Raw genomic sequence first — 20,579 nt, 5'->3', positions numbered from 1 at the left:
CGCATGACCGAGGTTGATGTCGCGATCCTGGGGGCCGGCGCGGCAGGGCTTGCCGCGGCCGCGGCCCTGCGGGCGGCCGGGCGGAACACCCTGATCCTGGAAGCCGCCGCTCAGCCGGGCGGCCGCGCCCGCACCACGCGGCCCGCGCCGCTCGGCGGTGCCTGGCTGGATGAAGGCGCGGCTTGGATCCACATGGCGGAGCACAATCCGCTGGTGCCGATGGCCGAGGCCGCCGGCATTCCGCTCACCGAAGCCTTCCGCAATGCGAGCCGCATGTTCGTGGGCAGCCGAGAGGCGACGGCTGCCGAGCATGCCGCCTATGAGGCGGCGACCGCACAGTGGGATGCGATCGTGATGGGTCACCCGGCCGCGCCCGACACGGATCTCGCGACGGCCATCGGCCCCTTTCGCCACGAGAACCCCTGGGCGCCGACCATCGAAGCCTGGGAGGCGAGCCTGATCCAGTCCGTGGACGCGCCGTATCTCAGCCTGGCCGATTTCCGTCTCAACCAGCTCGACGGTCTCAACCTCATGGCGCCCGAGGGCCTCGGGCGCCTGCTGCTCGATCTGTTCCTGCCGCTCGCCGGGCCGATCCGCCTCGGCTGTCCGGCGACGGCGATCGACTGGAGCGGCCCGCAGATCCGCATCGAGACGCCGGAGGGGGTCGTGACCGCGGCGCAGGTGATCGTCACCGTCTCGACCGGCGTCTTGGCCTCGGGCGACCTGCGGTTCACGCCCGCCCTGCCGGCGGCGACCGCCCAGGCCATCCATGATCTGCCGATGGGCCTGCTCAGCAAGATCGTGCTGCGGGCGGCGGGCGAGGCTCGCGGCGGCATCGGCGACCACACCCATCTCTTCCGCAAGCGCGACACCTTGGAGAGCCCGCTCCTCAGCCTCATCGCCTGGCCTCGCGGCACGGACCACGTCATCGCCTTCGTGGGTGGCGACGCGGCTTGGGCCGTGGCCGAGGAACCGGCGGCTGCCGAGGCGCTGTTCCGCGCCGAATGGTGCGCCATGCTCGGGGCCGACGCTGACCGCCTCTTCGCCGCAGACGGCCTCTTCACCACAACATGGGCGACGGACCCGCATCACCGGGGCGCCTATAGCTATGCGCGTCCGGGTGCCACCACGGCACGGGCGCGGCTCGCCGAGCCGGTGGGCGAGGGACGGCTGCTCTTCGCGGGGGAAGCCTGCCGCACGGATGGGACGGCCGGCACGGTGGGCGGCGCCGTGCTGGACGGCCGGCGTGCGGCTGCGCGCCTCCTCGCGGGCTTGAGATGAGGTCGCCCGCGCTCTTCATCCGGCCGGCTCTGGGCAGCCGCCGCCAATCTGTCTATCTGGACGCATGAACGCTCTTCTGAACGCCGTGGCCGCCATCGGCCGCTGGGCGATTTCCTCCCTTCGATCGGCGGGGGCTTTGGCCATCTTCGCGGCCGAGGGCCTTGTGAACATCGTCCTGCCCCCCTTCTACCCGCGGCTCTTCGGCCGGGCGATGCTCTCCATGGGCTTCCTGTCCCTGCCGGTGGTGGCCTTGACCGCGATCTTCGCCGGCATGGTGATCGCGCTCCAGTCCTATACCGGCTTCGCCCGCTTCGCCGCCCAGTCCCAGACGGCCACCATCGTCGCGCTGTCGGTGACGCGCGAACTCGGCCCGGTGCTGGCGGCGCTGATGATGGCCGGCCGTGCCGGCGCCGCGATGGCCGCCGAACTCGGCACCATGCGCGTGACGGACCAGATCGACGCCTTGCAGACCCTGTCCACCAAGCCGATGAAATATCTCGTCGCGCCGCGGCTGCTCGCCGGCATCATCGCCATGCCGCTGCTCGTCATCGTCGCTGACATTCTCGGCATCCTCGGCGGCTTCATCGTCTGCACCGTCAAGCTCGGCTTCAATGGGCCGAGCTACATCACGGACAGCTTTGCCGCACTGCATACGGACGACGTGACGCTCGGCCTCGCCAAGGCGATGGTCTTCGGCTTCGTCATCGCGCTGTCCGGCTGTTTCCACGGCTATCGCAGCCGGGGCGGCGCCGAAGGCGTGGGCTCCGCCACCACCTCCGCCGTCGTCATGGCCTCGGTTCTGGTCCTGGCGCTCGACTACGTCATGACCGAGGTCTTCTTCACGCGATGAGCGGCGATACCCCCAAGATTCGTATCCGGGGCCTGCGCAAGGCCTTCGGCGAGAAGCAGGTGCTGGACGGCGTCGACCTCGACGTCGTTCGCGGCACCTCCATGGTCGTCATCGGCGGCTCGGGTACCGGCAAATCGGTGCTGCTGAAATGCATCCTCGGCCTCATCGAGCCTGACGAAGGGCGCATCGAAATCGATGGGCAGGACATCCTGTCGCTCGGCCGCCGGGCGCGGGAAGAGGCGCGCGGCGACATAGGCATGCTGTTCCAGAACGGCGCGCTCTTCGACAGTCTGACGGTGCGGGACAACGTTGCCTTCGGTCTCATCGCCAAGGGCCGCGTGCCGCGTCATGCCGCTCATCGCCGGGCCGAGGAGGTGCTTCAGCAGGTCGGCCTCGACGCTCGCGTCGGCGATCTCGCGCCGTCGGAACTGTCGGGCGGCATGCAGAAGCGCGTGGGTCTCGCGCGCGCCATTGCAGCGGAGCCGGCCGTCATGTTCTTCGACGAGCCGACGACCGGCTTGGACCCGATCATGGGCGCCGTCATCGACGGCCTGATCGTTGATTGTGTGAAACGGCTCGGCAGCACGGCGATCGCCATCACCCACGACATGACGAGTTGCCGCCGCATCGGTGACCGCACCGCTATGCTGCATCGCGGCCGGATCATTTGGGAAGGCCCGTCGGCCGATCTCATGGACTCCGGCAATCCGATCGTCGATCAGTTTACCCACGGACGGCGCGAAGGCCCGATCCAGATGGAATTGCGGCGCTGAGCGAACGGCTCCGCGGCCGCGCTTTCCACCTGGCTTTGCAGCCGGTAGGCTGAAACGTTGATGAAGTCGAACATTCGGACCGCTTCATGCTGAAGCAGCCGCGCCTGCGCGCGAAGAGAGACTGGCTGAGCTATCTTCCCCGGCGCATCCGCAGCGTCTGGCAGGGGCAGGTCTTGGCCGCCGTCTGCCTGCTGCTCGCCTTCGGCGCACATCGGATTCTGATCCCGCTGCTGCAGTCCAATGGGCCCTTCTTTACGCTCTTCCCGGCCGTGTTGGTCGCCGCGATCTGGGGCGGCCCGCTGTCGGGCTTCACCACGCTGCTCGTCGGCGCGGTCATCGCCTCCTATTTCTGGCTGCCGCCCTATTTCAGCTTCTTCGTCGCCGAGGGAATCGTCCCCCACATCCTTGGCTTCCTGCTGGTGGGCGGCGTCGTTCTGGTCATTGCCGCCGTGCTGCGCAGCCTGGTGGACCGGCAACAGGCGGCGGAGGAGCGGGCGGTGCTGCTGGCGCAGGAGATGCGCCATCGCGTGCGCAATCTGATGGGCCTCGTCGTTGCGATCTCCCATCAGACAGCCCGCCAGACGGAGAGCCTGCCGGAGTTTCTCGACAGTTTCGGGGGCCGGATGGAGGCGCTGTCCGCGGCGCTGACGCTCGATCCGTCCTGCGCGGAGGAAGCGCGGGTGATGGAACTCGACGCCTTGCTCGCGCGTGTCCTCGCCCCCTTCGGACATGACCGTTGCCTCTTTGCCGGGCCGATGATCCCGATCGGCGGCGGTGTCGCCTCGGCGCTCGCCCTGGTTCTCCACGAACTCGCGACGAATGCAGTGAAATACGGCGCCCTGTCGGTGCCCGAAGGCCGCGTCGAAATCGGCTGGCGGCGGGGCGGAAGCCATGTCGAGGTGGAGTGGCGGGAAATCGGCGGGCCGCCGGTGGCGAACCCCGCGGGAAAAGGCTTCGGCTCCCGGCTCATTCAGTCCGCCTTCGCGCAATACGGTGGGGCGGTGACCATCACCTACGCGGCAGAAGGCGTGCACTGCCGCATCCGCTTCTGACGCGGCGGCCTGCCCGTTGCGCGAAGGACTGGGTCGCAGCCGCGCGATGACACCGATCCGTTATGCGGATTGGAAAGCGGCCGTTTCCGGCGCATACAGCGGCTCTCTGTGAAGAACATAGGACGCTCACATGTCTCGTCCCGCGACCCGCGTTACCGTCACCGGCGCTGCCGGCCAGATCTGCTACGCGCTCCTCTTCCGCCTCGCCCAGGGCGACGTCTTCGGCCGTGATCAGCCGATCATCCTGCAGCTGCTCGACCTGCCGCAGGCGCAGGCCGCGGTGCGCGGGGTGGTGATGGAGTTGGAAGACTGCGCCTTCCCGCTGCTGCAGGATGTCGTCATCACCGACGACCCGGCAACCGCCTTCCGCGACGCCGATGCCGCCTTCCTGGTGGGCTCGCGTCCGCGCTCGAAGGGCATGGAGCGCGCCGACCTGCTGACGGCCAATGCCGAGATCTTCAAGGTGCAAGGCCGCGCGCTGAACGAGAACGCGAAACGCGACGCGAAGGTGCTGGTCGTCGGCAACCCCGCCAACACCAATGCCGGTATCCTCTCCGCCTTCGCGCCCGATTTCCCGAAGGAAAACATCACCGCGATGGTCCGGCTCGACCACAACCGCGCGCTATCGCAGCTGGCGGCCAAGGCCGGCGTGCCGGTCTCGACCGTCGAGAAGATGATCATCTGGGGCAATCATTCCCCCACGATGCTCGCCGACTGGCGTTTCGCGACCTCCGGCGGCCAGAGCCTGCCGAAGATGGTGAACGACGAGGCCTGGTATCGCGACACCTTCATCCCGACCGTCGCCAAGCGCGGCGCCGCCATCATCGAGGCGCGGGGTGCCTCCTCGGCGGCCTCCGCCGCCAATGCCGCGATCGACCACATGCGTGACTGGGTGCAGGGCACGAACGGCGGCTGGGTCTCGATGGCCGTGCCGTCCGATGGCGACTACGGCATTCCCGAAGGCATCGTCGCCGGCGTGCCGGTGACCTGCGCGGGCGGCACGTATGAGCGTGTGAAGGGCCTGGAGATCGACAGCTTCACCGCCGAGAAGATCGCGGTGACGGTGAAGGAACTGCAGGACGAGATTTCCGGCGCGCTCGGAAAGTAAGTCACGATACACACAGGCTGCTCGGGTGGGCTGCGGAACACAGTTCACCCCACGGCGCCCAAGGGGTTAGAGCCCGAGGTCGCTCAGGCCCGGATGGTCGTCCGGGCGACGGCCCTGCGGCCAGTGGAACTTCCGCTCGGCCGCCGCGATCGGCAAATCGTTGATGCAGGCGAGCCGCCGCTGCATCAGCCCGTTCTCAGCAAATTCCCAGTTCTCGTTGCCGTAGGAACGGAACCAGTTGCCGCTGTCGTCGTGCCATTCATAGGCGAAGCGCACGGCAATCCGGTTGCCGGTATAGGCCCATAGTTCCTTGATCAGCCGGTACTCCAGCTCGCGCGCCCATTTGCGGGTGAGGAAAGCTTCGATCTCGGCGCGCCCGGTGATGAATTCGGCGCGGTTCCGCCACTGGCTGTCGGGGGGTATAGGCGAGCGCCACCCGTGCCGGGTCGCGGCTGTTCCAGCCATCCTCGGCGCTGCGCACCTTCTGCGCGGCGGCCTCGGCCGTCGTGAAAGGGGGCAGGGGCGGGCGTGGGGCATCGGTCATTGGAACCTCCTAGGGTGGGTGCGCTTCGGAACCCACCCTAAAATGCAGCCTCACCCCGCAGCGAGGCTGAGCGGCAGATAGCCGAAATGCTCCAGCACGCGGTGGGTGCCCTCCCAAATCATTTTCAGCGCCACGAAGAGCACGACGGCGAGGCCGGCCCAGGCGATCCAGCGGCGCTTCTCCAGCTGTGTCGCGATGACGCTGGCGGCCACGCCCATCAGTACCACCGAAATCAGCAGGCCGAGGGCCAGGATCCAGGGATGCTCGTGCGCAGCACCTGCGACCGCTAGCACGTTGTCCAGGCTCATCGAGATGTCGGCGAGGGCGATCTGCATCGCCGCCTGCAGCGGCGTCTTTGTCACCGCGGCCGTGCCGTCCTCGGCATGAGCGGCCTTGTGCCGGAGTTCGCGGAACATCTTCCAGCAGACCCAGAGCAGCAGGATGCCGCCCGCCAGGGTCAGGCCGACGATCGCCAGCAGCTTAAGGGCTACCAATGCCATGCCGATGCGCACCAGCACGGCGAAGCCGATGCCGGCGAGGACGGCGATGCGCTTCTGATGGGGGGCGAGGCCGGCGACGGCGAGGCCGATGACGACGGCATTGTCTCCCGCCAGCACCAGGTCGATCATCAGCACCTGGGCGAGGGCGGCAATTTGGGAAAGCAGGGTTGCTTCGGTCATTTCCCTTCATCTGAAGGGCAGGCCATGCTTGTCAATGTCCGCCGCCGGGGTTAGGGCGGCGCCTGAGCCGCTTTCCCGGAGATATCATCATGGTCCCTCGTTATTCCCGGCCGGAAATGGCCGCCATCTGGGCGCCCATCAACCGCTACCGCATCTGGTTCGAGATCGAGGCCCTGGCCGCCGAGGGCATGGCCATGGTCGGCGCCGTGCCGGAGGAAGCGGCCCGCACCATCCGTGAGCGGGGTGCGCCGATGCTCGCCGCCATGACCGAGGCGGACGTCGCGAAGATCGACGAGATCGAGAGCGTGACGCGGCATGACGTCATCGCCTTCCTCACCTGGCTCGCAGAGGGTGTGGGTCCGGACAGCCGCTTCGTCCATCTCGGCATGACGAGTTCGGACGTGCTCGACACCTGCCTCGCGGTGCAGCTGACCCAGGCGACGGACATCCTGATCGCCGATGTCGATGCCGTGCTGGCGGCGCTGAAGAAGCAGGCCTTCGCCCACAAGCACACGCTGACCATCGGCCGCAGCCACGGCATCCATGCCGAGCCCACCAGCTTCGGCCTGAAGATGGCCGGGCACTACGCTGAATTCGCCCGCAACCGGGAGCGCCTTGTCGCGGCCCGGCGCGAAATCGCCACCTGCGCGATTTCGGGCGCCGTCGGCACCTATGCCCATCTCGACACGCGGGTGGAGGATTACGTCGCCGAGAAGCTCGGCCTTGCCGCCGAACCTGTCTCAACCCAGGTCATCCCACGGGATCGCCACGCCGCCTGGTTCTCGGCGCTGGCCGTCGTCGCCTCGGGCATCGAACGTCTGGCCGTCGAAGTCCGCCACCTGCAGCGCTCGGAAGTGCGTGAAGCGGAGGAGTTCTTCCATGCCGGGCAGAAGGGCTCCTCCGCCATGCCGCACAAGCGCAACCCGGTGCTGAGCGAGAACATCACCGGCCTCGCCCGCGTGGTGCGCGCGGCCGTGGTGCCGGCGCTCGAGAACGTCGCCCTCTGGCACGAGCGCGACATCAGCCATTCCTCGGTGGAGCGGGTCTTCGCGCCCGACGCCTCCATCGCGCTCGACTTCGCCCTGCAGCGCTTGGCCTCGATGATGGACAAGCTGCTCGTCTACCCCGAGCGGATGGCCGCGAATATCGAATCCTTAGGCGGCGTCGTGCATAGCGGCGAGGTTCTGCTGGCGCTCGCCCGGGCCGGCATCCTGCGGGAGGACGCCTATCGCATCGTCCAGAAGAACGCGATGGAGACATGGACGAAGCTCGGCAGGCCGGAAGGCCGCTCCTTCCGTGAAAACCTCGATGCGGACCCCGAGGTCGCAGGCCGCGTTCCCGCCGCCGTGCTGGACGAGGCGATGGACGCGCGCATGCATCTGAAGGCGCTGGACGCCCTCTATACCCGTGTTTTCGGCGAGGCGGGCCCAGCCGCTTGATTCGTTAACGAAACGAAAATATAAAGGGGCAGCGGAGAGACGCGGAGCCAAAAGGAGGCCGGGCGGACCATGCCGCGTCGCAGCCTCGATGCCGTCCTGACGGGTTCCGACCCGCACCGTCTCTCCGCGCCCCATCCTGCCGTGGTCGTGGCGGCGGCCGATTTCGTGGCCGTCGCCGGTGCCGGCCTGCTGTGCCGGGGGCTCAATCCCGCGGGTCATGCCGCCCATACCCCGCGCGAGCTGGTGGTTGTTCTGGTCACCGCCGGCCTCGCCGTCCTGCTGTTGCACCGTCGCTGCGTGACGGGGCAGGGGGCGCAGCCGGCTCGGGGCGTGGAGGCGCTGCTTTGCCTCGCCCATGCCTTCGCCCTGCTGCTGCTGGCACTGCTCTTCTGGGAGCAGGTGATGAGCTTCCATCTTGGGGCCGGCGCCCCCCCGGAAGCGGATGCCATCCTCGCCAGCAACCGCAACTGGCTCTTTGCCTGGGCGGTGACGGCACCGCTTCTGCTCGCGCTCACCCGGGCGACGGTCGCAGCCTTCCCCGCGCGCCAGACGAGCCCGCCGCCCGCGCGCCGGGCGGTGGTGGTGGGCGATGCCGCAGGGGCCGCGCGCCTGGCCCGCGCCCTGGCGCGCGGGGGACCTGGCCCCGCCTTGGAGATTGCGGGCGCGCTCATTCTGACGCGGTGGGAGGAGGCGGGCGCGCCGCCCGCCGGCTGGCCGCGGCTGCAGGGCCTCGCTGCACTGCGCCGCACGGTGGCGCAAGGGGAGGCCGACCTGTTGCTGGTGGCCTTGCCGCAGCGGGCGGACCGCTCCATCGCCGCCCTCATGCGCGTGATGGCAGGGCTCGCGCTGGACATCTGGCTCGCGCCCGACATCGCCCGGCTCTATGCCGCACCGGCCCGGCTCTCGCCCCTCGGCGGTCTGCCCTTCCTGCACCTTCAGGAGCGGCCCATCGCCGGACGCGCCGCCGTCGTCAAACGCGCCGAGGATCTGGCCCTCGGCCTGCCTTTGCTGCTGATGGCGGCCCCCCTGATGCTCGCGATCGCCGTCGCGATCCGGCTGAGTTCCCCGGGGCCTGCGCTCTTCGTGCAGCCGCGTCTGGGGCTGAACCGCAGCATCATCCAGGTGCGCAAGTTCCGCACCATGACGCGCGAGGCCAGCGACCCCGCGGGCGCGCGGCAGACCGTGGCGGGCGATGCGCGGGTGACGCCGCTCGGCCGCGTTCTTCGGCGCAGCAGCCTGGATGAACTGCCGCAGCTGCTCAACGTCGTCGGCGGCAGCATGTCCCTCGTCGGGCCACGGCCACATGCGCTCGGCAGTTGTGCGGCGGGGCGCCCCTTCGCCGAAGCGGCAGCGGACTATGCGGCGCGCCATCGGGTGAAACCGGGCATGACCGGCTGGGCGCAGGTGCAGGGCTGGCGCGGGGAGACGGATACGGCGGAGAAGCTCCGCCAGCGTGTCGCGCATGATCTGCATTACATCGCGCACTGGTCGCTCTGGCTCGATCTGCGCATCCTGGCGCTGACGCTGCGCGCCATGTGGCGTGGCGAGGGAGTGTAGAGCCGCGCCGTTCTTGCGATGCGCCGTCAAACATCGGCAAATGGCGGCATGCATCATCCAAAGACATCGCGGCCGCGGCCGCGGCCCGCCCGGCCGGCACCTGCGGCTGGTCCGCCGGTTGAGCGCGGCAGCCGGCTCTTCACCCTGGCACTCTACGCCTGGTTCTTCGGCGCCTATGGTCTCGTCGTCTGGGGCGTGGTGTCGGATCGCGGGCCCTGCGCCTTTCTGCTGGACTGGCAGCGGGCGGCCTTCGGCGGCTCCAGCCTGGTGCTCGGCGCGCTTCTTGGGGCCGTGGTCGTTTTCTGGGGCCCGTCCCTGCTCGGCAGGATTGCGGGCCGCCTCTCGCCCGCAAGCCCCGCGGTCGCGCGCTACAACCAGTTGATGCGGCTCGCCATGATGTCCCGCAGCGAGGCCGCGGCCCGCGCGCGCATGGTCTGGAACGGGATGGATGACGGGGCCAGGCGGCGGATGGTGACCCGCCGCCGCAACGCGGCGTTGATCGTCGCGGCCGTGCTGCTGGTGGGCACCGCTGCCGTCAACCTCTATGTTACCCGCAGCGCCAGTGCCGATGCCGGACAGCCGCTTCGGCCGGTGATGCTCGGCGGATCTGCCCCCCTGCTTCCAGAAGGTGCCACGCCCTGGGTGCGCGTCCTCGGCGCGCATCCTGTGATGGAAGCCGCGATGCAGCGCGACTACTCCATCCGCGGCACGCCCTACCGGGATTACTATACGCCGCTGGTGCCGGAGGCCTGGACGCCGGGCAGCCCGATCGCTCTTCTGGAGAAGGACGAAACCTTTCCCGACCTGCACCGCCCGCAGGACATCCCCGATCCGCCCGGCGCGATCGAAGGCGTGTTGTCGGACGGCGGGCCGCGGCCCGAGGTCGAGGCCTTCTTCCGGCGCCAGGGCTACGCCGTGGACGACCGGACGCTGGTCCTGACCCGCAAGCCGCTGCATGGCGTGATCCCGGGCGAGGACCCGTTCCTCGGCGGCTTCATCTGGTACATGGGCGGCATGCTGACGCTGATGGCGCTGCTGGTGGCTGGGCTCACCGAGCGGCAGCGCCGTCGGATCTAGCGCGCTTCACGCCTCGCCCAGCCGGGACCGCGCCTCCGCCGTCACGGGTGTAAACAGATTGACGAGCCGGCCGTCCGGGTCGGCCAGCAGCATCGACCGGTTGCCCCAGGGCATGGTGGTCGGCGGCTGCAGGACAGGGAGGCCCGGGGCGGCGAGCCGGGCTGCTTCGGCGTCCACCTCCGCGACGCGGAATTCGATGATAGCCGAGCCGGCGGTGCCGGGGACGATCGGAAGGTCCCCGAACAGCGCCAGCGTCTCCGCCGCGGCGATGGCGAGCGTGCCGCCCGCGCTCGGAAGTTCAGCGAAAACCGGCGCGCGCCAGAGCGGGGTCAGCCCCGTGACCTTGGCGTAGAAATCCACCAGGCGATGGATGTCCGTCGTGACGAGACGGGTGGAGGCGAAGGTCGGCATCTGTGTGCTCCCAGGAATGGCCTGCTTGTTCTAGGCCGGTGCTGCTGACAGCATGGTGTCAGCAGTGAGGGCTTTCGATGCGCCGCGCCGACCGGCTGTTTCAGATCATCCAGATCCTGCGGCGGTCCTCCCGGCCGGTCACGGCGAAGGCGCTGGCGGCCGAACTCGAGATCTCGCCCCGTTCAGTCTATCGGGACATGGCCGATCTCATGGCGCAGCGCGTGCCGATCCAGGGTGAGGCGGGCATCGGCTATCTGCTTGGCCGGGATTTCGACATGCCGCCGCTGATGCTGACGCCGGATGAGCTGGAGGCGGCGATGCTCGGCGCGCAGTGGGTCGCGGAGCGCGGCGATGCGGTGCTGGCGCAGGCGGCGCGGGATCTCATCGCCAAGCTCAACGCGGTTCTGCCCGGACATCTGCAAGCCGTCATCACCGATCCGGCGACCGGGCCGCTGCCGCCGCTGGAGCAGAGCATCGACCGCATCGACATGGCGCGGACGCGTCTCTGGATCCGCCAGGGGCGGAAGATCCGCCTGCGCTACCGCGATCAGGACGGAAAAGAGAGCGAGCGCGTCATCTGGCCGGTCGTCATCGGCTATGCCGAGGCGGTGCGGCTGGTGGCGGGCTGGTGCGAGACCCGGCAGGATTTCCGTAGCTTTCGCAGCGATCGCATCGTCGACGCCGTCTTCCTGGAGGAACGGCACAGCATGCGCCCGGCCGTTCTGCGCGCCGAATGGCAGCGCCATCTTGCCCTCCGCCGCGCGGCGCGGCCCATCAAACCGTAACGATCGGGCCGCTCACAGTCCCCAGATGCCCCATTTTATGTTGCAGCTCTGCGACTGCCGCACGGCCTGTCGGCACCGTACAGGACCGGTTCAGCTGTCATCAGCGCCGAGGCAAATCGGCAGACTCCTGCGGAAAACAGGAGCGAGCGTGTTGTGCTGCAACTCCGGTGTTAACGATGTCTCGCAACGAGGTCGACTGCCGATGGCATCATCCGTCTTATGTATCTCGTTTCTTGAACGAACCGTTTCTCTATATCTGAAGGCATTGGGTCTGTCTTGGCCTGTTGACTGTTTTTGCGCTCTCCGTTCTGAAGAAGAAAAAGCGTTCTTAACGGGTGCTGCATGTCAACACGGGGGGAGCGGTTGCAGACGGCCATGGTTGCTCGAGGCATCCGGAAACAGATTGTGCTTGCGTCGCAGCTTGGTGTGAATGAAAGCGCTGTCAGCCGCTGGCAGCAAGGCGCCGGTCTTTCCCTTGATCATGCCATCAAGCTTTGCGAGGCGTTGGATATCTCGCTGGATTGGCTGATTCTCGGCCGTGGCAGCATGGATCAGCATCGGCGCGATACGCTGGCTTCGAAGAATCCAGATGAAATCGTTGACCTAGAGAATTTGCCGCCATCAATCGTTGCGGCCTTCTATGCTCTCGCGGAGTGCATAAGAGCGGAGATCGTGAAAGCGGAGTAGAAATTGCGCTAGGTGCATGAGGGTGAGCGCAACTTGCGCACCGCGCAAGTAAACGTACTTTATTCGTAACGAACGCGCTGATAGAACGAGGACGCGGAATGAAAAGAACCAAACGTCCAGGCCTCTATTGCGGTGACAAGCCTTCATTTCGTAGAAAAAAAGAGAAGATTAAGAGGCCGGGCGACCGAAAGGACATGCGTCATGGTTGCGTACTATATCTTCGAGCGGATCGATGAAGCCAAGCTGACGGCGGCTGATGCGAAAGAGGACGTCAGGAAGGCAGGTTTCGACGCCAATCAATTCACCTATGTCGAGGACGACAAGAAGGTGAAGGTGACGCCCGCAGGGCCCACCGCCCCCTATCTGCCGCCGAGCACGGTGGCGCACGGTACCAAGCCGAAAATCAACGTCACGGTCGTGGATTAGGGCGCCCTATTCGTCCAGTCGCACGTTCCACACGCAGAGAAAACACCGGCGCATCCTGCGCCATTTCGAGGACAAGCCAATGTCGACGCTCATCACCATCAATGTCATCAACAACAGCACGCAGAATCACAGCTTCTACTTCTTCCAGGAGCCCGCGAAATACACGGGCGGCGTCAAGCCCTATTCCAACAGCCTCTACAGCGCGGCGCTCGCACCCTACAACGATCCTGTCAGCGGCGGTGGCTCGCTGACCTTCCGTGCGAACATTCAATTCGTCGCCGGCGTGCAGCAGTCCGACAATGCCGTGCCGCCTGTCGGGCAGAGCTCCGGCTATGGCACGGCCACCAAGCCAATCGACCTGACGCTTGCGGACGGCACGCCGACCAACAACTCGACACTGATGGCGATATCGACCTCTGGCGGGCTCGGCCTCAGCGCGCCGAAATTCACCCCCGGCGTCCAGGCAGGAGCTTTCCGCATCACCACGCCGAGCTACAATGCCAATGCCAACAACTATTTCGCGGGTTCCGCCGTGCAGCTCGGCAACGGCAGCTTCGTGCTGTCGAATTTCGTGCTGGCCAGCCCCGCCGCCAATATCGACGCGCAGCCCATCCTCAAATACTACGTCGCCGTCGGTGATTATGTCGCCGGCAGCGTCATGAACTTCACGACCAGCTCGGTCGCGGCCGCGCTCTGCGATGCAACCCAGGGCAAGGTCGCCTTCAACGTCTCCTACGATGCGTCTGGTAACTGGTCGGTGACCTGACAGCGCGGCCGTCTCGAACGCCTGGGGCAGCGCGCATGCCGGGGCGCTCTGTTTCCATCCGTCTACGGGTGGAAACAGCCGCCTCGGCCTCTCCGGGGCCAGCAGAAGGACTATCTTGTGCCGTGACGACGATCACCATCAACATCCAGAACGATAGTCCGGCGACGCAGAACTTCCTGTACTTCATCTCGCCGGTCAGCAGCGGCAGTGGCGCGCCCGCCTATTGCACCAGCCTCGGGACAGCCGCACTCGGCAATTACGCGCAGACCGGCACGATCCTCACCTTCATGCTCAACTTCGAATATCGGGCGGGTGTGCAGCAGGCCTACAGCTTGCCCGCGGCCGGCCAGCAATCGGGCTTCTACTCGGCAAGCCAAAGGGTTTCGCTTTCGGCGGGCGACGGCACCACCAACTGTGCGACGACAATGGTGCTCAATCCACTGAGCCTGTTACCCGCGACGCCCGCGGCCTCCGTGCCAAAGGGCATGTTCCGCATCACCACACCGAGCTATGACAGCAGCGCCTTGACCTACAATGCCGGCACTGCCTTGCGGACGTCCGCTGGCGGCGTCGTCCTGCCCGGCTTCGTCGTCGCTTCTCCCAGCATGAACATCGACCTGCGGCCCGTGAGGAGCTTCTGTGTCGCAATTGGCATCGCCGCCACGGGCATCGTCATTCTGCCGAGCGATTTCCTCAATACCGCGACCTGCGACGCCACCACCTATACCAGCTTCGAAGTCATCTACAGCGCCGCAGGTACCTTCACGGTCAAAGGCTATGTGGATACCGGCATGTCCACCAAATCCGTCCCCGCTGCAGCACCCTCGCCCGAGACGTCCTCCAGCCAGACGGCACCGAAGCGCATCGTCGTGACGCTCTAGGCGACCCGCCCCAACCCATCCATCCATCCATCGAAAGAACTTCCATCATGACTGACCTGGTGCTGAATGCGATCTATCTGCAATATGCTAAAGGTAACAGAACCGGCACAACGCTGATGGTGCAGTTCGCAGACTACAAGGGCCGGCATGACTTCATTCTCGGAGACGACAGTGCCGCCTGGTCTATCGAGACGAGACAGACAAACTGCACCGGCAACACGATATGCAAGATTACGACCACGACGGCTGAGGAGGGGGTGCTGATCAAACCTTTGTCGGAGCTTACCTGGATCGCCAACACCGCGTCTGACCTTTTCACGATTGACGGTGACGATTACAAGATCACCTTCACTCAGCCCTGATGAACGGGCGAGGCGGCGGGTTGCCAGAGGTTGATGACGCCGCGCGTTGGTGCAAAGCTCCTGTGGCGATGCAGCAGGAGATGGCGGACCATGGCCCATGAACTCACCGCCCGGACGGCGGCGGGTGCCAATTCGCTGGGGGAGGTCGATGCCACCGCGCTGCGCGAGGCGCGGGTGGATCTCGCGGCCGCCTTACGCATGGCAGCGCGCCTCGGGCTCGAAGAAGGGATCTGCAATCACTTCTCCGCCATGGTGCCGGGACGGGACGATCTTTTCCTCGTCAACCCGTACGGTCTCGCCTTCCGCGAAGTCACCGCCTCCAGTCTTCTGGTCTGTGATTTTCATGGCAACGTTCTGGAAGGCGAGGGCGCGCCGGAAGCGACGGCCTTCTACATTCACGCCCGGTTGCACAGGCAATGCCCGCGGGCGCGCGTCGCCTTCCACACTCACATGCCCTATGCGACGGCACTGAGTATGGTGGAGGGCGAGCCCTTCGTCTGGGCCGGACAGACGGCGCTGAAGTTCTACGGCCGTACCGCGATCGACGACGCGTATAACGGCCTCGCACTCGACGAGCGCGAGGGCGACCGCATCGCGGCAAGCCTCGGCGCAGCCGATATTCTGTTCCTGCGCAACCACGGCGTGATGGTGACGGCGCCGAACATCGCCGAGGCCTGGGACGACCTCTATTATCTGGAGCGCGCGGCGGAGGTGCAGGTGAAGGCGCACTCCATCGGGCGGCGGCTGATGCCGGTGCCGGCTGAGATTGCCGCCCGCACGGCGGCGCAGATTCGTGCGGGCGACGCCGAGAGCGCGCGCCTGCACCTCGAAAGCGTCAAGCGCCTGCTCATGAAGGTCGAGCCCGAATTCGCGACCTGAGGGAGGAGCCCGGCCCTCCACCAACCCCCGCGCCCGGCAGGCAGGGCGGTCTGTTGACTTCCCGGCAGGCTGACCTTACGCTTTCGACATCATCTCGGGGGGCTCGCGCCGATGTCTTTCTGTTGTTGAACGCCGTCCTTTGATCCTGCCGCGCGCAGGATGGATGCCGTCGACAACCGGCCGCCGTGCGGCCTCGAAAGACACCAAAATGCCCGAGACCGCCTCCGTTTTGCCGCCTCAGCACGTCATTCAAGCCACTCTGCGGTGTCGCTGTTCCGCCTTCTGACAGCTGCTGCACCGCGTCGCTTCCGTTTGACCGTTGAAGGAACTCGGCTATGTCCCAGTCCCGTCTGGCCGTATCGCCCCCGCATCATCGTGCTGCGTCGACCCTGATCGCGCCGCCTGCCGCTGCTTGCGCGCGTGCGCGTGTGGTCCAGAGATGGGCCGGTCGGGCGATGCGGGGGGCCACGACCCGGTTCGGCCATGCGGCCGAACGCCTGCCTATGCCCGCCCTTCTGAGACGGCATCTGTCCAAGGGCGAAGCCGCCTTCATTCTCGCGGCCTATGCCATTCCGCTGCCGGGCACCGGCCTCGTCGCCGCTGCCATCGTGGGGGGCAAGATCGGCTGCCGCCATCTGCACAGCCGCTGGACGGGGCGCGGCGCCACCCGTGCCTACGGCGGCTGACCCATGAGCAAACGGCCTCTCACCAGCGGCGAGATCCGGCTCGCGCAAGACCTCTTCGCAGACGCGATCCAGTACTCGGCCGTCCGCGTCTATGATCGCGGCTTCGCCTTCCTCAATGTCATCGGCGACATGTCCTATGCCGGCCATCTCTATTTCCCGATGCGCTACCGTGACGATTTCTCGCGAACGGCCTTGGCGGAACAGCGGCTCTTCATCCATGAGCTGGTCCATGTCTGGCAGTATCAGCACAACGTCCTGAACCTGGCGCTGGCCGCGCTGCGCGAGGGCGTGAAGCACCGCTTCCAGTATCGAAAGGCCTATCTCTTCCGTCTCGAACCGGGGCGGGACCTGCTCGATTACGGGATGGAGCAGCAGGCCGCCATCGTCGAAGCGTATTTCCTGCGGCGGCACGGCGGCGTTTCGATGGGGCGCTGCCTCAATGAAGATGAGGAGACGCCGGCCTTGCTGGAGGGCGTGCTGCAGAACTTCCTGGAAGATCCCAGCTACCCACGGCGCTTGGGCCCCGCGCCTGCGCTGGCTTCGGAGACACCCGGCCGGCTGCAGCCCGATGCGGCGTGACGGCGCAGCGCATCGCCCGTCCTCCGCGCGAGAAAATCTGTCCGCAGAAACGGTTCGCCCATTCCGCGGTGTCTCAGGGAGGATTGCGCAACTCCCGCGCGTGAGGCACGCTTTCGTCCTCTCGCAAGGAAATGACGATGGCGCGTCCAGCTTCGATCGCGTGTGCGGCCGCCATTCTGGCAGCCTGTCTATCGGGCCCGGTGATGGCGCAGAATGCGCCGCCACAGGCGACGGCTACCGTCACTGTGACGCAGATGCGGGAGAGCATTACCCTGCCGGCGCCGCGCGCCGTGGCCCCGCCGCCGCAGCAGCAGATGATGACACAGACCGCACGCCTCGCCAAAGCCAAGGAAATCGTCATGCACAAGACGACGACGGCTGGCGAGACGATGCTGATCGCCCGGCCTGCCTCTCTCGCGCCCGACTGCACGCCGCTGGGCGACGTGGATGCGAAGGTGATCCTGCCGCCCGGCCACGGCAAGGTGAGTATCACCGCTGGGACGGCCTTCCCGAATTATGCGCCGGGCGATCCGCCTTACGCCTGCAATAGCCATCGCAGCCCGGCGACCATCATCGCCTATCAGGCGAAGCCGGGCTATGTCGGGCAGGACGAAACGAAGGTGCAGATCTTCTTCCCCGATGGGGACGCGCCGCTGCTCGTCGTGCACATCACCGTCGACTAGATGGCGCTCTGCCGCATGGGGCGGCCGGAGGGAGGGCGGGCCGCGGCCCGCCCCAGGGCGCGGCTCAGCCGACGCCGAGCAGTTCGACGTCGAAGATCAGCGTCGCGTTCGGCGGAATGACGCCGCCGGCGCCATGGGCGCCATAGCCATGCTGGGGTGCCAGCACCAGGGTGCGCCGGCCGCCGACACGCATGGTGGCGACGCCGAGATCCCAGCCTGAAATCACCTGCTGCACGCCGATGGTGAACTGGAAGGGCTTGCCGCGATCGCGCGAGCTGTCGAATTTGCGGCCGGGCTTACCGCCATCGTCCAGCCAGCCGGTGTAATGCACCGTTACCTTCTGGCCAGGGCTCGGCTGTGCGCCGTCACCCACCACCTCGTCGCGGTAGCGCAGGCCCGGATGCAGGGTCATGTAGTCTTCGCTCATGGTCGAAACCTCCCTTGCCGCGCGGCCAGGATGCGCGCGGAATGCCGTTGATCTAGCCAACCTGTTTCTTCGCGTGCCGGCCGCGAGCGAGTTCGGTGACGACGCCATGCAGGGTGCGTAGTTCCTGCTCCGTCACCTCGCCGCGTTGAAACAGATGGCGAATGTTGCGCACCATGCCGGGCCGCTTCTGTTCGTTGCGCAGGAAACCGCAGTCGTCCAGCTCGCGTGTCAGATGACCCAGGAAATTCTCGAGCTCGCCCTTCGTCGCGACGCGCGTTTCATTCGTCATCAGCTCCCGCGGGGATGACGGCTCATCCGCCATCCACCACTCATAGGCCATCACCATCACGGCCTGCGCGAGGTTGAGGGACATGAAGGCGGGGTTGAGCGGGTAGCGCACCAGCATGTCGGCATGGGCCATGTCGTCATTCTCGAGCCCAGCCCGCTCCGGCCCGAAGAGGATGCCGGCGCGCAGGCCCGTGGCCGTCACGGCACGCAGTTCCGCGGCCGCGCCGCGCGCGGTCAGGATCGGCTTGATGATGTGGCGCGGGCGAGGGCAGGTGGCGGCCACATGGTGCAGGTCGGCCACCGCCTCGGCCACCGTGTCGAAGACCTCCACCGCCTCCAGGATGCGGTCGGCGCCGGAGGCCATCCGCCAGGCGCGATCCTGCGGCCAGCCGTCGCGCGGGGCCACGAGGCGGAGGTGGAAGAGGCCGCCATTGGCCATGCAGCGGGCGACCGAGCCGATATTGTCGGCGAGCTGCGGCCGCACCAGGATGACGACGGGGCTATTGCCGATAGGGCCGATCTCGGCCCCCGCCTCCCGCCCGGTCACGGGGCGCTGTCCGCCCGGCGCCAGGTGGTGCCGGCAGGCCCATCCTCCAGCACGATGCCCTGCGCGAGCAGGGCAGCGCGGATGGCATCGGCGCGCGCGAAATCCCGCGCCTTGCGGGCGGCCAGCCGTTCCGCGATGGCGGCGTCCACCGCCGCCGCATCCACGCCGCCCTGGAACCAGGCTTGTGGCTCGGCCTGCAGGATGCCGAGCACTCGGCCCGCCGCATGGAGGCCGGCCGCGGCCAGAGCATCCCCGGCCATCGCGCGGTCCGCGAGATGATGCAGCGCGGCAATGGCGGCCGGGGTGTTGAGGTCGTCGCAGAGCGCCGTCATCACCTCGTCCGGCACGGCGGATGGCGCTTCGGCGAAAGCCGGGGCATGGCGGGAAAGCGCGCGGTAGAAGCGGTCGAGCTCACGCCGCGCCTCGACCAGGCCGGCCTCGGTGAAATCCACCGCCGCACGATAATGGCTGCGCAGCAGCAGAAAGCGCACGGCTTCGCCGGGGGCGAGGCTCAGCACCTCCGCCACCGTGCGGAAATTGCCGAGCGACTTCGACATCTTCTCGCCGTTCACCAGCAGCATGCCGTTGTGCATCCAGACGCGGGCGAAGCGGCTGCCGGGGAAGGCGCAGCAGCTTTGGGCCATTTCGTTCTCGTGGTGCGGAAACAGCAGATCGCCGCCGCCGCCATGGATGTCGAAATCCTCGCCCAGATACCGCCAGGACATGGCGGAGCATTCGATGTGCCAGCCCGGCCGCCCATGGCCCCACGGGCTGTCCCAGCCCGGCATCCCGGCATCGGAGGGCTTCCACAGCACGAAATCGCCCGCATCACGCTTGTAGGGGGCCACCTCCACCCGGGCGCCGGCGATCAGCTCCTCCCGCGAGCGGCCGGACAAGTGCCCGTATTGCGGGTCGCTGGCGACCGCGAAGAGCACGTGGCCCTGGGCCTCATAGGCGTGGCCATGTGCGATCAGCTTTTCGATGATCGTGATCATCTGCGGAATGTTGTCGGTCGCGCGCGGCTCCACGTCGGGCGGCAGGGCGCCGAGGGCCGCCATGTCGTCATGGAAAAAGCGCGTCGTCTCTTCCGTCAGCGCGGCAATGGAGATGCCGAGCTCCGCCGCCCGGGCGATGATCTTGTCCTCCACATCCGTGATGTTGCGGACATAGGTCACTTTCGGGAACATCTCCCGCAGTAGGCGGGCCAGCACGTCGAACACCACGACGGGCCGGGCATTGCCGAGATGCGCGCGGTCATAGACCGTCGGACCGCAGCAATAGAAGCGGACGTGCTGCGGGTTGAGCGGCCGGAAAACCTCTTGCCGGCGGGTCAGGCTGTTATGGAGCGAGAGAACGTGCATCCCGGCCTTTTGCCGGGAGAGCGGGCCGCCTGCAAGCGGCCCGCCGGCAAGGGAGGCGCGCGCCGCGCCTCCCCTGGCTCAATAGCCGTAACGATAGCCGTAGACGTAGCCCGGGGGCGGCGGGGGCGGGGCATAGTAATAGCCATAGGGCCGCGGGGCCCACTCGTGGTGCCAGTGATGGCGCCATTCGGGGCGGTATTCGTCCCGCCACTCATGGCGCCAGCGGTGATGCCAGCCGCCGCCATTGCCGTAGCCGTCCCAATCCGCCTGGATCACCTGGGCGCCAACTGTCGTGGCCGCCTGAGCGGTCGGGCTGGCGATGGCAGGCAGCGCCAAGGCCAGGGCGCCGATCGCGACGGTGGAAATGAAGAGCCGCATTGCGGAACCTCCTGTTCTATGCCCAGGAGTCTGGCGATGGCTGATGGCGCGACGGTTGCGGCGGCGTGGCGA

At 67.2% G+C, this 20,579-nt stretch carries 24 protein-coding genes and 1 pseudogene; 18 read left to right on the top strand and 7 right to left on the bottom strand.

The window, feature by feature from the left end:
• Positions 1-3: 3 nt before the first annotated feature.
• The 5 genes from ACYQ6W_RS15460 to ACYQ6W_RS15440 all read left to right on the top strand — a co-directional run bounded on the left by ACYQ6W_RS15460 (position 4) and on the right by ACYQ6W_RS15440 (position 5,064).
• Positions 4-1,281 (top strand): flavin monoamine oxidase family protein, encoded by a 1,278-nt coding sequence (locus tag ACYQ6W_RS15460; RefSeq protein WP_459676559.1) that lies wholly within the window; start codon positions 4-6, stop codon positions 1,279-1,281.
• Positions 1,282-1,345: 64 nt separating this feature from the next.
• Positions 1,346-2,131 (top strand): MlaE family ABC transporter permease, encoded by a 786-nt coding sequence (locus ACYQ6W_RS15455; protein ID WP_459676558.1) that lies wholly within the window; start codon positions 1,346-1,348, stop codon positions 2,129-2,131.
• Entirely contained in the window at positions 2,128-2,904 is a 777-nt protein-coding gene (locus tag ACYQ6W_RS15450; RefSeq protein ID WP_459676556.1) for an ABC transporter ATP-binding protein, read from the top strand. The genes ACYQ6W_RS15455 and ACYQ6W_RS15450 overlap by 4 nt, the downstream gene beginning before the upstream one ends.
• A gap of 86 nt (positions 2,905-2,990) precedes the next feature.
• On the top strand, positions 2,991-3,956 hold the full coding sequence (locus ACYQ6W_RS15445) for a sensor histidine kinase (protein WP_459676555.1): 966 nt from the start codon (positions 2,991-2,993) through the stop codon (positions 3,954-3,956).
• Between the two features lie 130 nt (positions 3,957-4,086).
• Entirely contained in the window at positions 4,087-5,064 is a 978-nt protein-coding gene (locus tag ACYQ6W_RS15440; RefSeq protein WP_459676554.1) for a malate dehydrogenase, read from the top strand.
• Positions 5,065-5,130: 66 nt separating this feature from the next.
• Here ACYQ6W_RS15440 and ACYQ6W_RS15435 read toward each other — a convergent pair.
• Both ACYQ6W_RS15435 and ACYQ6W_RS15430 read right to left on the bottom strand, forming a co-directional pair.
• Positions 5,131-5,608: pseudogene (locus ACYQ6W_RS15435) on the bottom strand (nuclear transport factor 2 family protein).
• Positions 5,609-5,658: 50 nt separating this feature from the next.
• Positions 5,659-6,288 carry a TerC family protein gene (locus ACYQ6W_RS15430; protein ID WP_459676552.1) on the bottom strand — a complete coding sequence of 210 codons (630 nt, stop codon included), beginning with the start codon at positions 6,286-6,288 and terminating at the stop codon, positions 5,659-5,661.
• A gap of 89 nt (positions 6,289-6,377) precedes the next feature.
• Between ACYQ6W_RS15430 and purB the strand changes: the two genes are divergently transcribed.
• The 3 genes from purB to ACYQ6W_RS15415 all read left to right on the top strand — a co-directional run bounded on the left by purB (position 6,378) and on the right by ACYQ6W_RS15415 (position 10,361).
• Complete coding sequence (gene purB / locus ACYQ6W_RS15425) at positions 6,378-7,727, top strand: adenylosuccinate lyase (protein ID WP_459676551.1); 1,350 nt, start codon at positions 6,378-6,380, stop codon at positions 7,725-7,727.
• Positions 7,728-7,796: 69 nt separating this feature from the next.
• Positions 7,797-9,284: an exopolysaccharide biosynthesis polyprenyl glycosylphosphotransferase gene (locus ACYQ6W_RS15420; protein WP_459676549.1), complete on the top strand. Its 1,488-nt coding sequence runs from the start codon at positions 7,797-7,799 to the stop codon at positions 9,282-9,284.
• Between the two features lie 48 nt (positions 9,285-9,332).
• Complete coding sequence (locus ACYQ6W_RS15415) at positions 9,333-10,361, top strand: hypothetical protein (protein ID WP_459676547.1); 1,029 nt, start codon at positions 9,333-9,335, stop codon at positions 10,359-10,361.
• A 6-nt stretch (positions 10,362-10,367) separates the two neighbouring features.
• Here the strand turns inward: ACYQ6W_RS15415 and ACYQ6W_RS15410 are convergent, their stop codons facing one another.
• Complete coding sequence (locus ACYQ6W_RS15410) at positions 10,368-10,772, bottom strand: VOC family protein (RefSeq protein WP_459676546.1); 405 nt, start codon at positions 10,770-10,772, stop codon at positions 10,368-10,370.
• A 77-nt stretch (positions 10,773-10,849) separates the two neighbouring features.
• On the opposite strand from ACYQ6W_RS15410, the gene ACYQ6W_RS15405 reads away from it, so the two are divergent.
• From ACYQ6W_RS15405 to ACYQ6W_RS15360, 10 genes are all read left to right on the top strand, one after another.
• Positions 10,850-11,557: a helix-turn-helix transcriptional regulator gene (locus ACYQ6W_RS15405; protein ID WP_459676544.1), complete on the top strand. Its 708-nt coding sequence runs from the start codon at positions 10,850-10,852 to the stop codon at positions 11,555-11,557.
• A 363-nt stretch (positions 11,558-11,920) separates the two neighbouring features.
• A complete protein-coding gene (locus ACYQ6W_RS15400) occupies positions 11,921-12,244 on the top strand; it encodes a helix-turn-helix domain-containing protein (RefSeq protein WP_459676542.1) in 324 nt (107 codons plus the stop codon).
• A gap of 201 nt (positions 12,245-12,445) precedes the next feature.
• On the top strand, positions 12,446-12,670 hold the full coding sequence (locus ACYQ6W_RS15395; RefSeq protein WP_459676540.1) for a hypothetical protein: 225 nt from the start codon (positions 12,446-12,448) through the stop codon (positions 12,668-12,670).
• A gap of 79 nt (positions 12,671-12,749) precedes the next feature.
• Positions 12,750-13,436, top strand: a complete 687-nt coding sequence (locus tag ACYQ6W_RS15390; protein WP_459676539.1) for a hypothetical protein — start codon at positions 12,750-12,752, stop codon at positions 13,434-13,436.
• 122 nt (positions 13,437-13,558) lie between these two features.
• Positions 13,559-14,317, top strand: a complete 759-nt coding sequence (locus ACYQ6W_RS15385; protein WP_459676537.1) for a hypothetical protein — start codon at positions 13,559-13,561, stop codon at positions 14,315-14,317.
• A 47-nt stretch (positions 14,318-14,364) separates the two neighbouring features.
• Positions 14,365-14,679, top strand: a complete 315-nt coding sequence (locus ACYQ6W_RS15380; RefSeq protein WP_459676535.1) for a hypothetical protein — start codon at positions 14,365-14,367, stop codon at positions 14,677-14,679.
• Positions 14,680-14,769: 90 nt separating this feature from the next.
• Entirely contained in the window at positions 14,770-15,558 is a 789-nt protein-coding gene (locus ACYQ6W_RS15375; protein WP_459676533.1) for an aldolase, read from the top strand.
• Positions 15,559-15,893: 335 nt separating this feature from the next.
• Complete coding sequence (locus ACYQ6W_RS15370) at positions 15,894-16,244, top strand: hypothetical protein (protein ID WP_459676531.1); 351 nt, start codon at positions 15,894-15,896, stop codon at positions 16,242-16,244.
• A 3-nt stretch (positions 16,245-16,247) separates the two neighbouring features.
• Complete coding sequence (locus ACYQ6W_RS15365; protein WP_459676529.1) at positions 16,248-16,823, top strand: hypothetical protein; 576 nt, start codon at positions 16,248-16,250, stop codon at positions 16,821-16,823.
• 137 nt (positions 16,824-16,960) lie between these two features.
• The gene (locus ACYQ6W_RS15360) at positions 16,961-17,506 is read left to right on the top strand and encodes a hypothetical protein (protein ID WP_459676527.1); all 546 of its coding nucleotides are present in this window, start codon (positions 16,961-16,963) and stop codon (positions 17,504-17,506) included.
• A 64-nt stretch (positions 17,507-17,570) separates the two neighbouring features.
• On the opposite strand, the gene ACYQ6W_RS15355 is transcribed toward ACYQ6W_RS15360, so the two are convergent.
• The 4 genes from ACYQ6W_RS15355 to ACYQ6W_RS15340 all read right to left on the bottom strand — a co-directional run bounded on the left by ACYQ6W_RS15355 (position 17,571) and on the right by ACYQ6W_RS15340 (position 20,507).
• Entirely contained in the window at positions 17,571-17,933 is a 363-nt protein-coding gene (locus tag ACYQ6W_RS15355) for an FKBP-type peptidyl-prolyl cis-trans isomerase (RefSeq protein ID WP_459676525.1), read from the bottom strand.
• 52 nt (positions 17,934-17,985) lie between these two features.
• Positions 17,986-18,768 (bottom strand): RNA methyltransferase, encoded by a 783-nt coding sequence (locus tag ACYQ6W_RS15350; protein WP_459676523.1) that lies wholly within the window; start codon positions 18,766-18,768, stop codon positions 17,986-17,988.
• Positions 18,765-20,129, bottom strand: coding sequence for a cysteine--tRNA ligase (cysS, locus tag ACYQ6W_RS15345; protein ID WP_459676522.1), 1,365 nt, complete (start codon positions 20,127-20,129; stop codon positions 18,765-18,767). Before cysS ends, ACYQ6W_RS15350 begins: the two co-directional genes overlap by 4 nt.
• A gap of 78 nt (positions 20,130-20,207) precedes the next feature.
• Positions 20,208-20,507, bottom strand: a complete 300-nt coding sequence (locus ACYQ6W_RS15340) for a hypothetical protein (RefSeq protein ID WP_459676520.1) — start codon at positions 20,505-20,507, stop codon at positions 20,208-20,210.
• Positions 20,508-20,579: the final 72 nt, after the last annotated feature.

It is taken from the genome of Acidisoma sp. 7E03 (genome assembly GCF_054665075.1).
Note: the sequence above shows the minus strand (reverse complement) of the source record. Positions and strands in the feature narration are given on the sequence as shown.

What these genes read in the sequence shown, in the direction of transcription:
- ACYQ6W_RS15455 (WP_459676558.1), top strand. Translation starts at nt 1,346, where the DNA reads ATGAACGCTCTTCTGAACGCCGTGGCCGCCATCGGCCGCTGGGCGATT.
- ACYQ6W_RS15440 (WP_459676554.1), top strand. Translation starts at nt 4,087, where the DNA reads ATGTCTCGTCCCGCGACCCGCGTTACCGTCACCGGCGCTGCCGGCCAG.
- ACYQ6W_RS15445 (WP_459676555.1), top strand. Translation starts at nt 2,991, where the DNA reads ATGCTGAAGCAGCCGCGCCTGCGCGCGAAGAGAGACTGGCTGAGCTAT.
- ACYQ6W_RS15420 (WP_459676549.1), top strand. Translation starts at nt 7,797, where the DNA reads ATGCCGCGTCGCAGCCTCGATGCCGTCCTGACGGGTTCCGACCCGCAC.
- ACYQ6W_RS15360 (WP_459676527.1), top strand. Translation starts at nt 16,961, where the DNA reads ATGGCGCGTCCAGCTTCGATCGCGTGTGCGGCCGCCATTCTGGCAGCC.
- ACYQ6W_RS15365 (WP_459676529.1), top strand. Translation starts at nt 16,248, where the DNA reads ATGAGCAAACGGCCTCTCACCAGCGGCGAGATCCGGCTCGCGCAAGAC.
- ACYQ6W_RS15405 (WP_459676544.1), top strand. Translation starts at nt 10,850, where the DNA reads ATGCGCCGCGCCGACCGGCTGTTTCAGATCATCCAGATCCTGCGGCGG.
- ACYQ6W_RS15460 (WP_459676559.1), top strand. Translation starts at nt 4, where the DNA reads ATGACCGAGGTTGATGTCGCGATCCTGGGGGCCGGCGCGGCAGGGCTT.
- ACYQ6W_RS15390 (WP_459676539.1), top strand. Translation starts at nt 12,750, where the DNA reads ATGTCGACGCTCATCACCATCAATGTCATCAACAACAGCACGCAGAAT.
- ACYQ6W_RS15415 (WP_459676547.1), top strand. Translation starts at nt 9,333, where the DNA reads ATGCATCATCCAAAGACATCGCGGCCGCGGCCGCGGCCCGCCCGGCCG.
- ACYQ6W_RS15375 (WP_459676533.1), top strand. Translation starts at nt 14,770, where the DNA reads ATGGCCCATGAACTCACCGCCCGGACGGCGGCGGGTGCCAATTCGCTG.
- ACYQ6W_RS15430 (WP_459676552.1), bottom strand. Translation starts at nt 6,288, where the DNA reads ATGACCGAAGCAACCCTGCTTTCCCAAATTGCCGCCCTCGCCCAGGTG.
- ACYQ6W_RS15380 (WP_459676535.1), top strand. Translation starts at nt 14,365, where the DNA reads ATGACTGACCTGGTGCTGAATGCGATCTATCTGCAATATGCTAAAGGT.
- purB (WP_459676551.1), top strand. Translation starts at nt 6,378, where the DNA reads ATGGTCCCTCGTTATTCCCGGCCGGAAATGGCCGCCATCTGGGCGCCC.
- ACYQ6W_RS15370 (WP_459676531.1), top strand. Translation starts at nt 15,894, where the DNA reads ATGTCCCAGTCCCGTCTGGCCGTATCGCCCCCGCATCATCGTGCTGCG.
- ACYQ6W_RS15450 (WP_459676556.1), top strand. Translation starts at nt 2,128, where the DNA reads ATGAGCGGCGATACCCCCAAGATTCGTATCCGGGGCCTGCGCAAGGCC.
- ACYQ6W_RS15410 (WP_459676546.1), bottom strand. Translation starts at nt 10,772, where the DNA reads ATGCCGACCTTCGCCTCCACCCGTCTCGTCACGACGGACATCCATCGC.
- cysS (WP_459676522.1), bottom strand. Translation starts at nt 20,129, where the DNA reads ATGCACGTTCTCTCGCTCCATAACAGCCTGACCCGCCGGCAAGAGGTT.
- ACYQ6W_RS15355 (WP_459676525.1), bottom strand. Translation starts at nt 17,933, where the DNA reads ATGAGCGAAGACTACATGACCCTGCATCCGGGCCTGCGCTACCGCGAC.
- ACYQ6W_RS15340 (WP_459676520.1), bottom strand. Translation starts at nt 20,507, where the DNA reads ATGCGGCTCTTCATTTCCACCGTCGCGATCGGCGCCCTGGCCTTGGCG.
- ACYQ6W_RS15395 (WP_459676540.1), top strand. Translation starts at nt 12,446, where the DNA reads ATGGTTGCGTACTATATCTTCGAGCGGATCGATGAAGCCAAGCTGACG.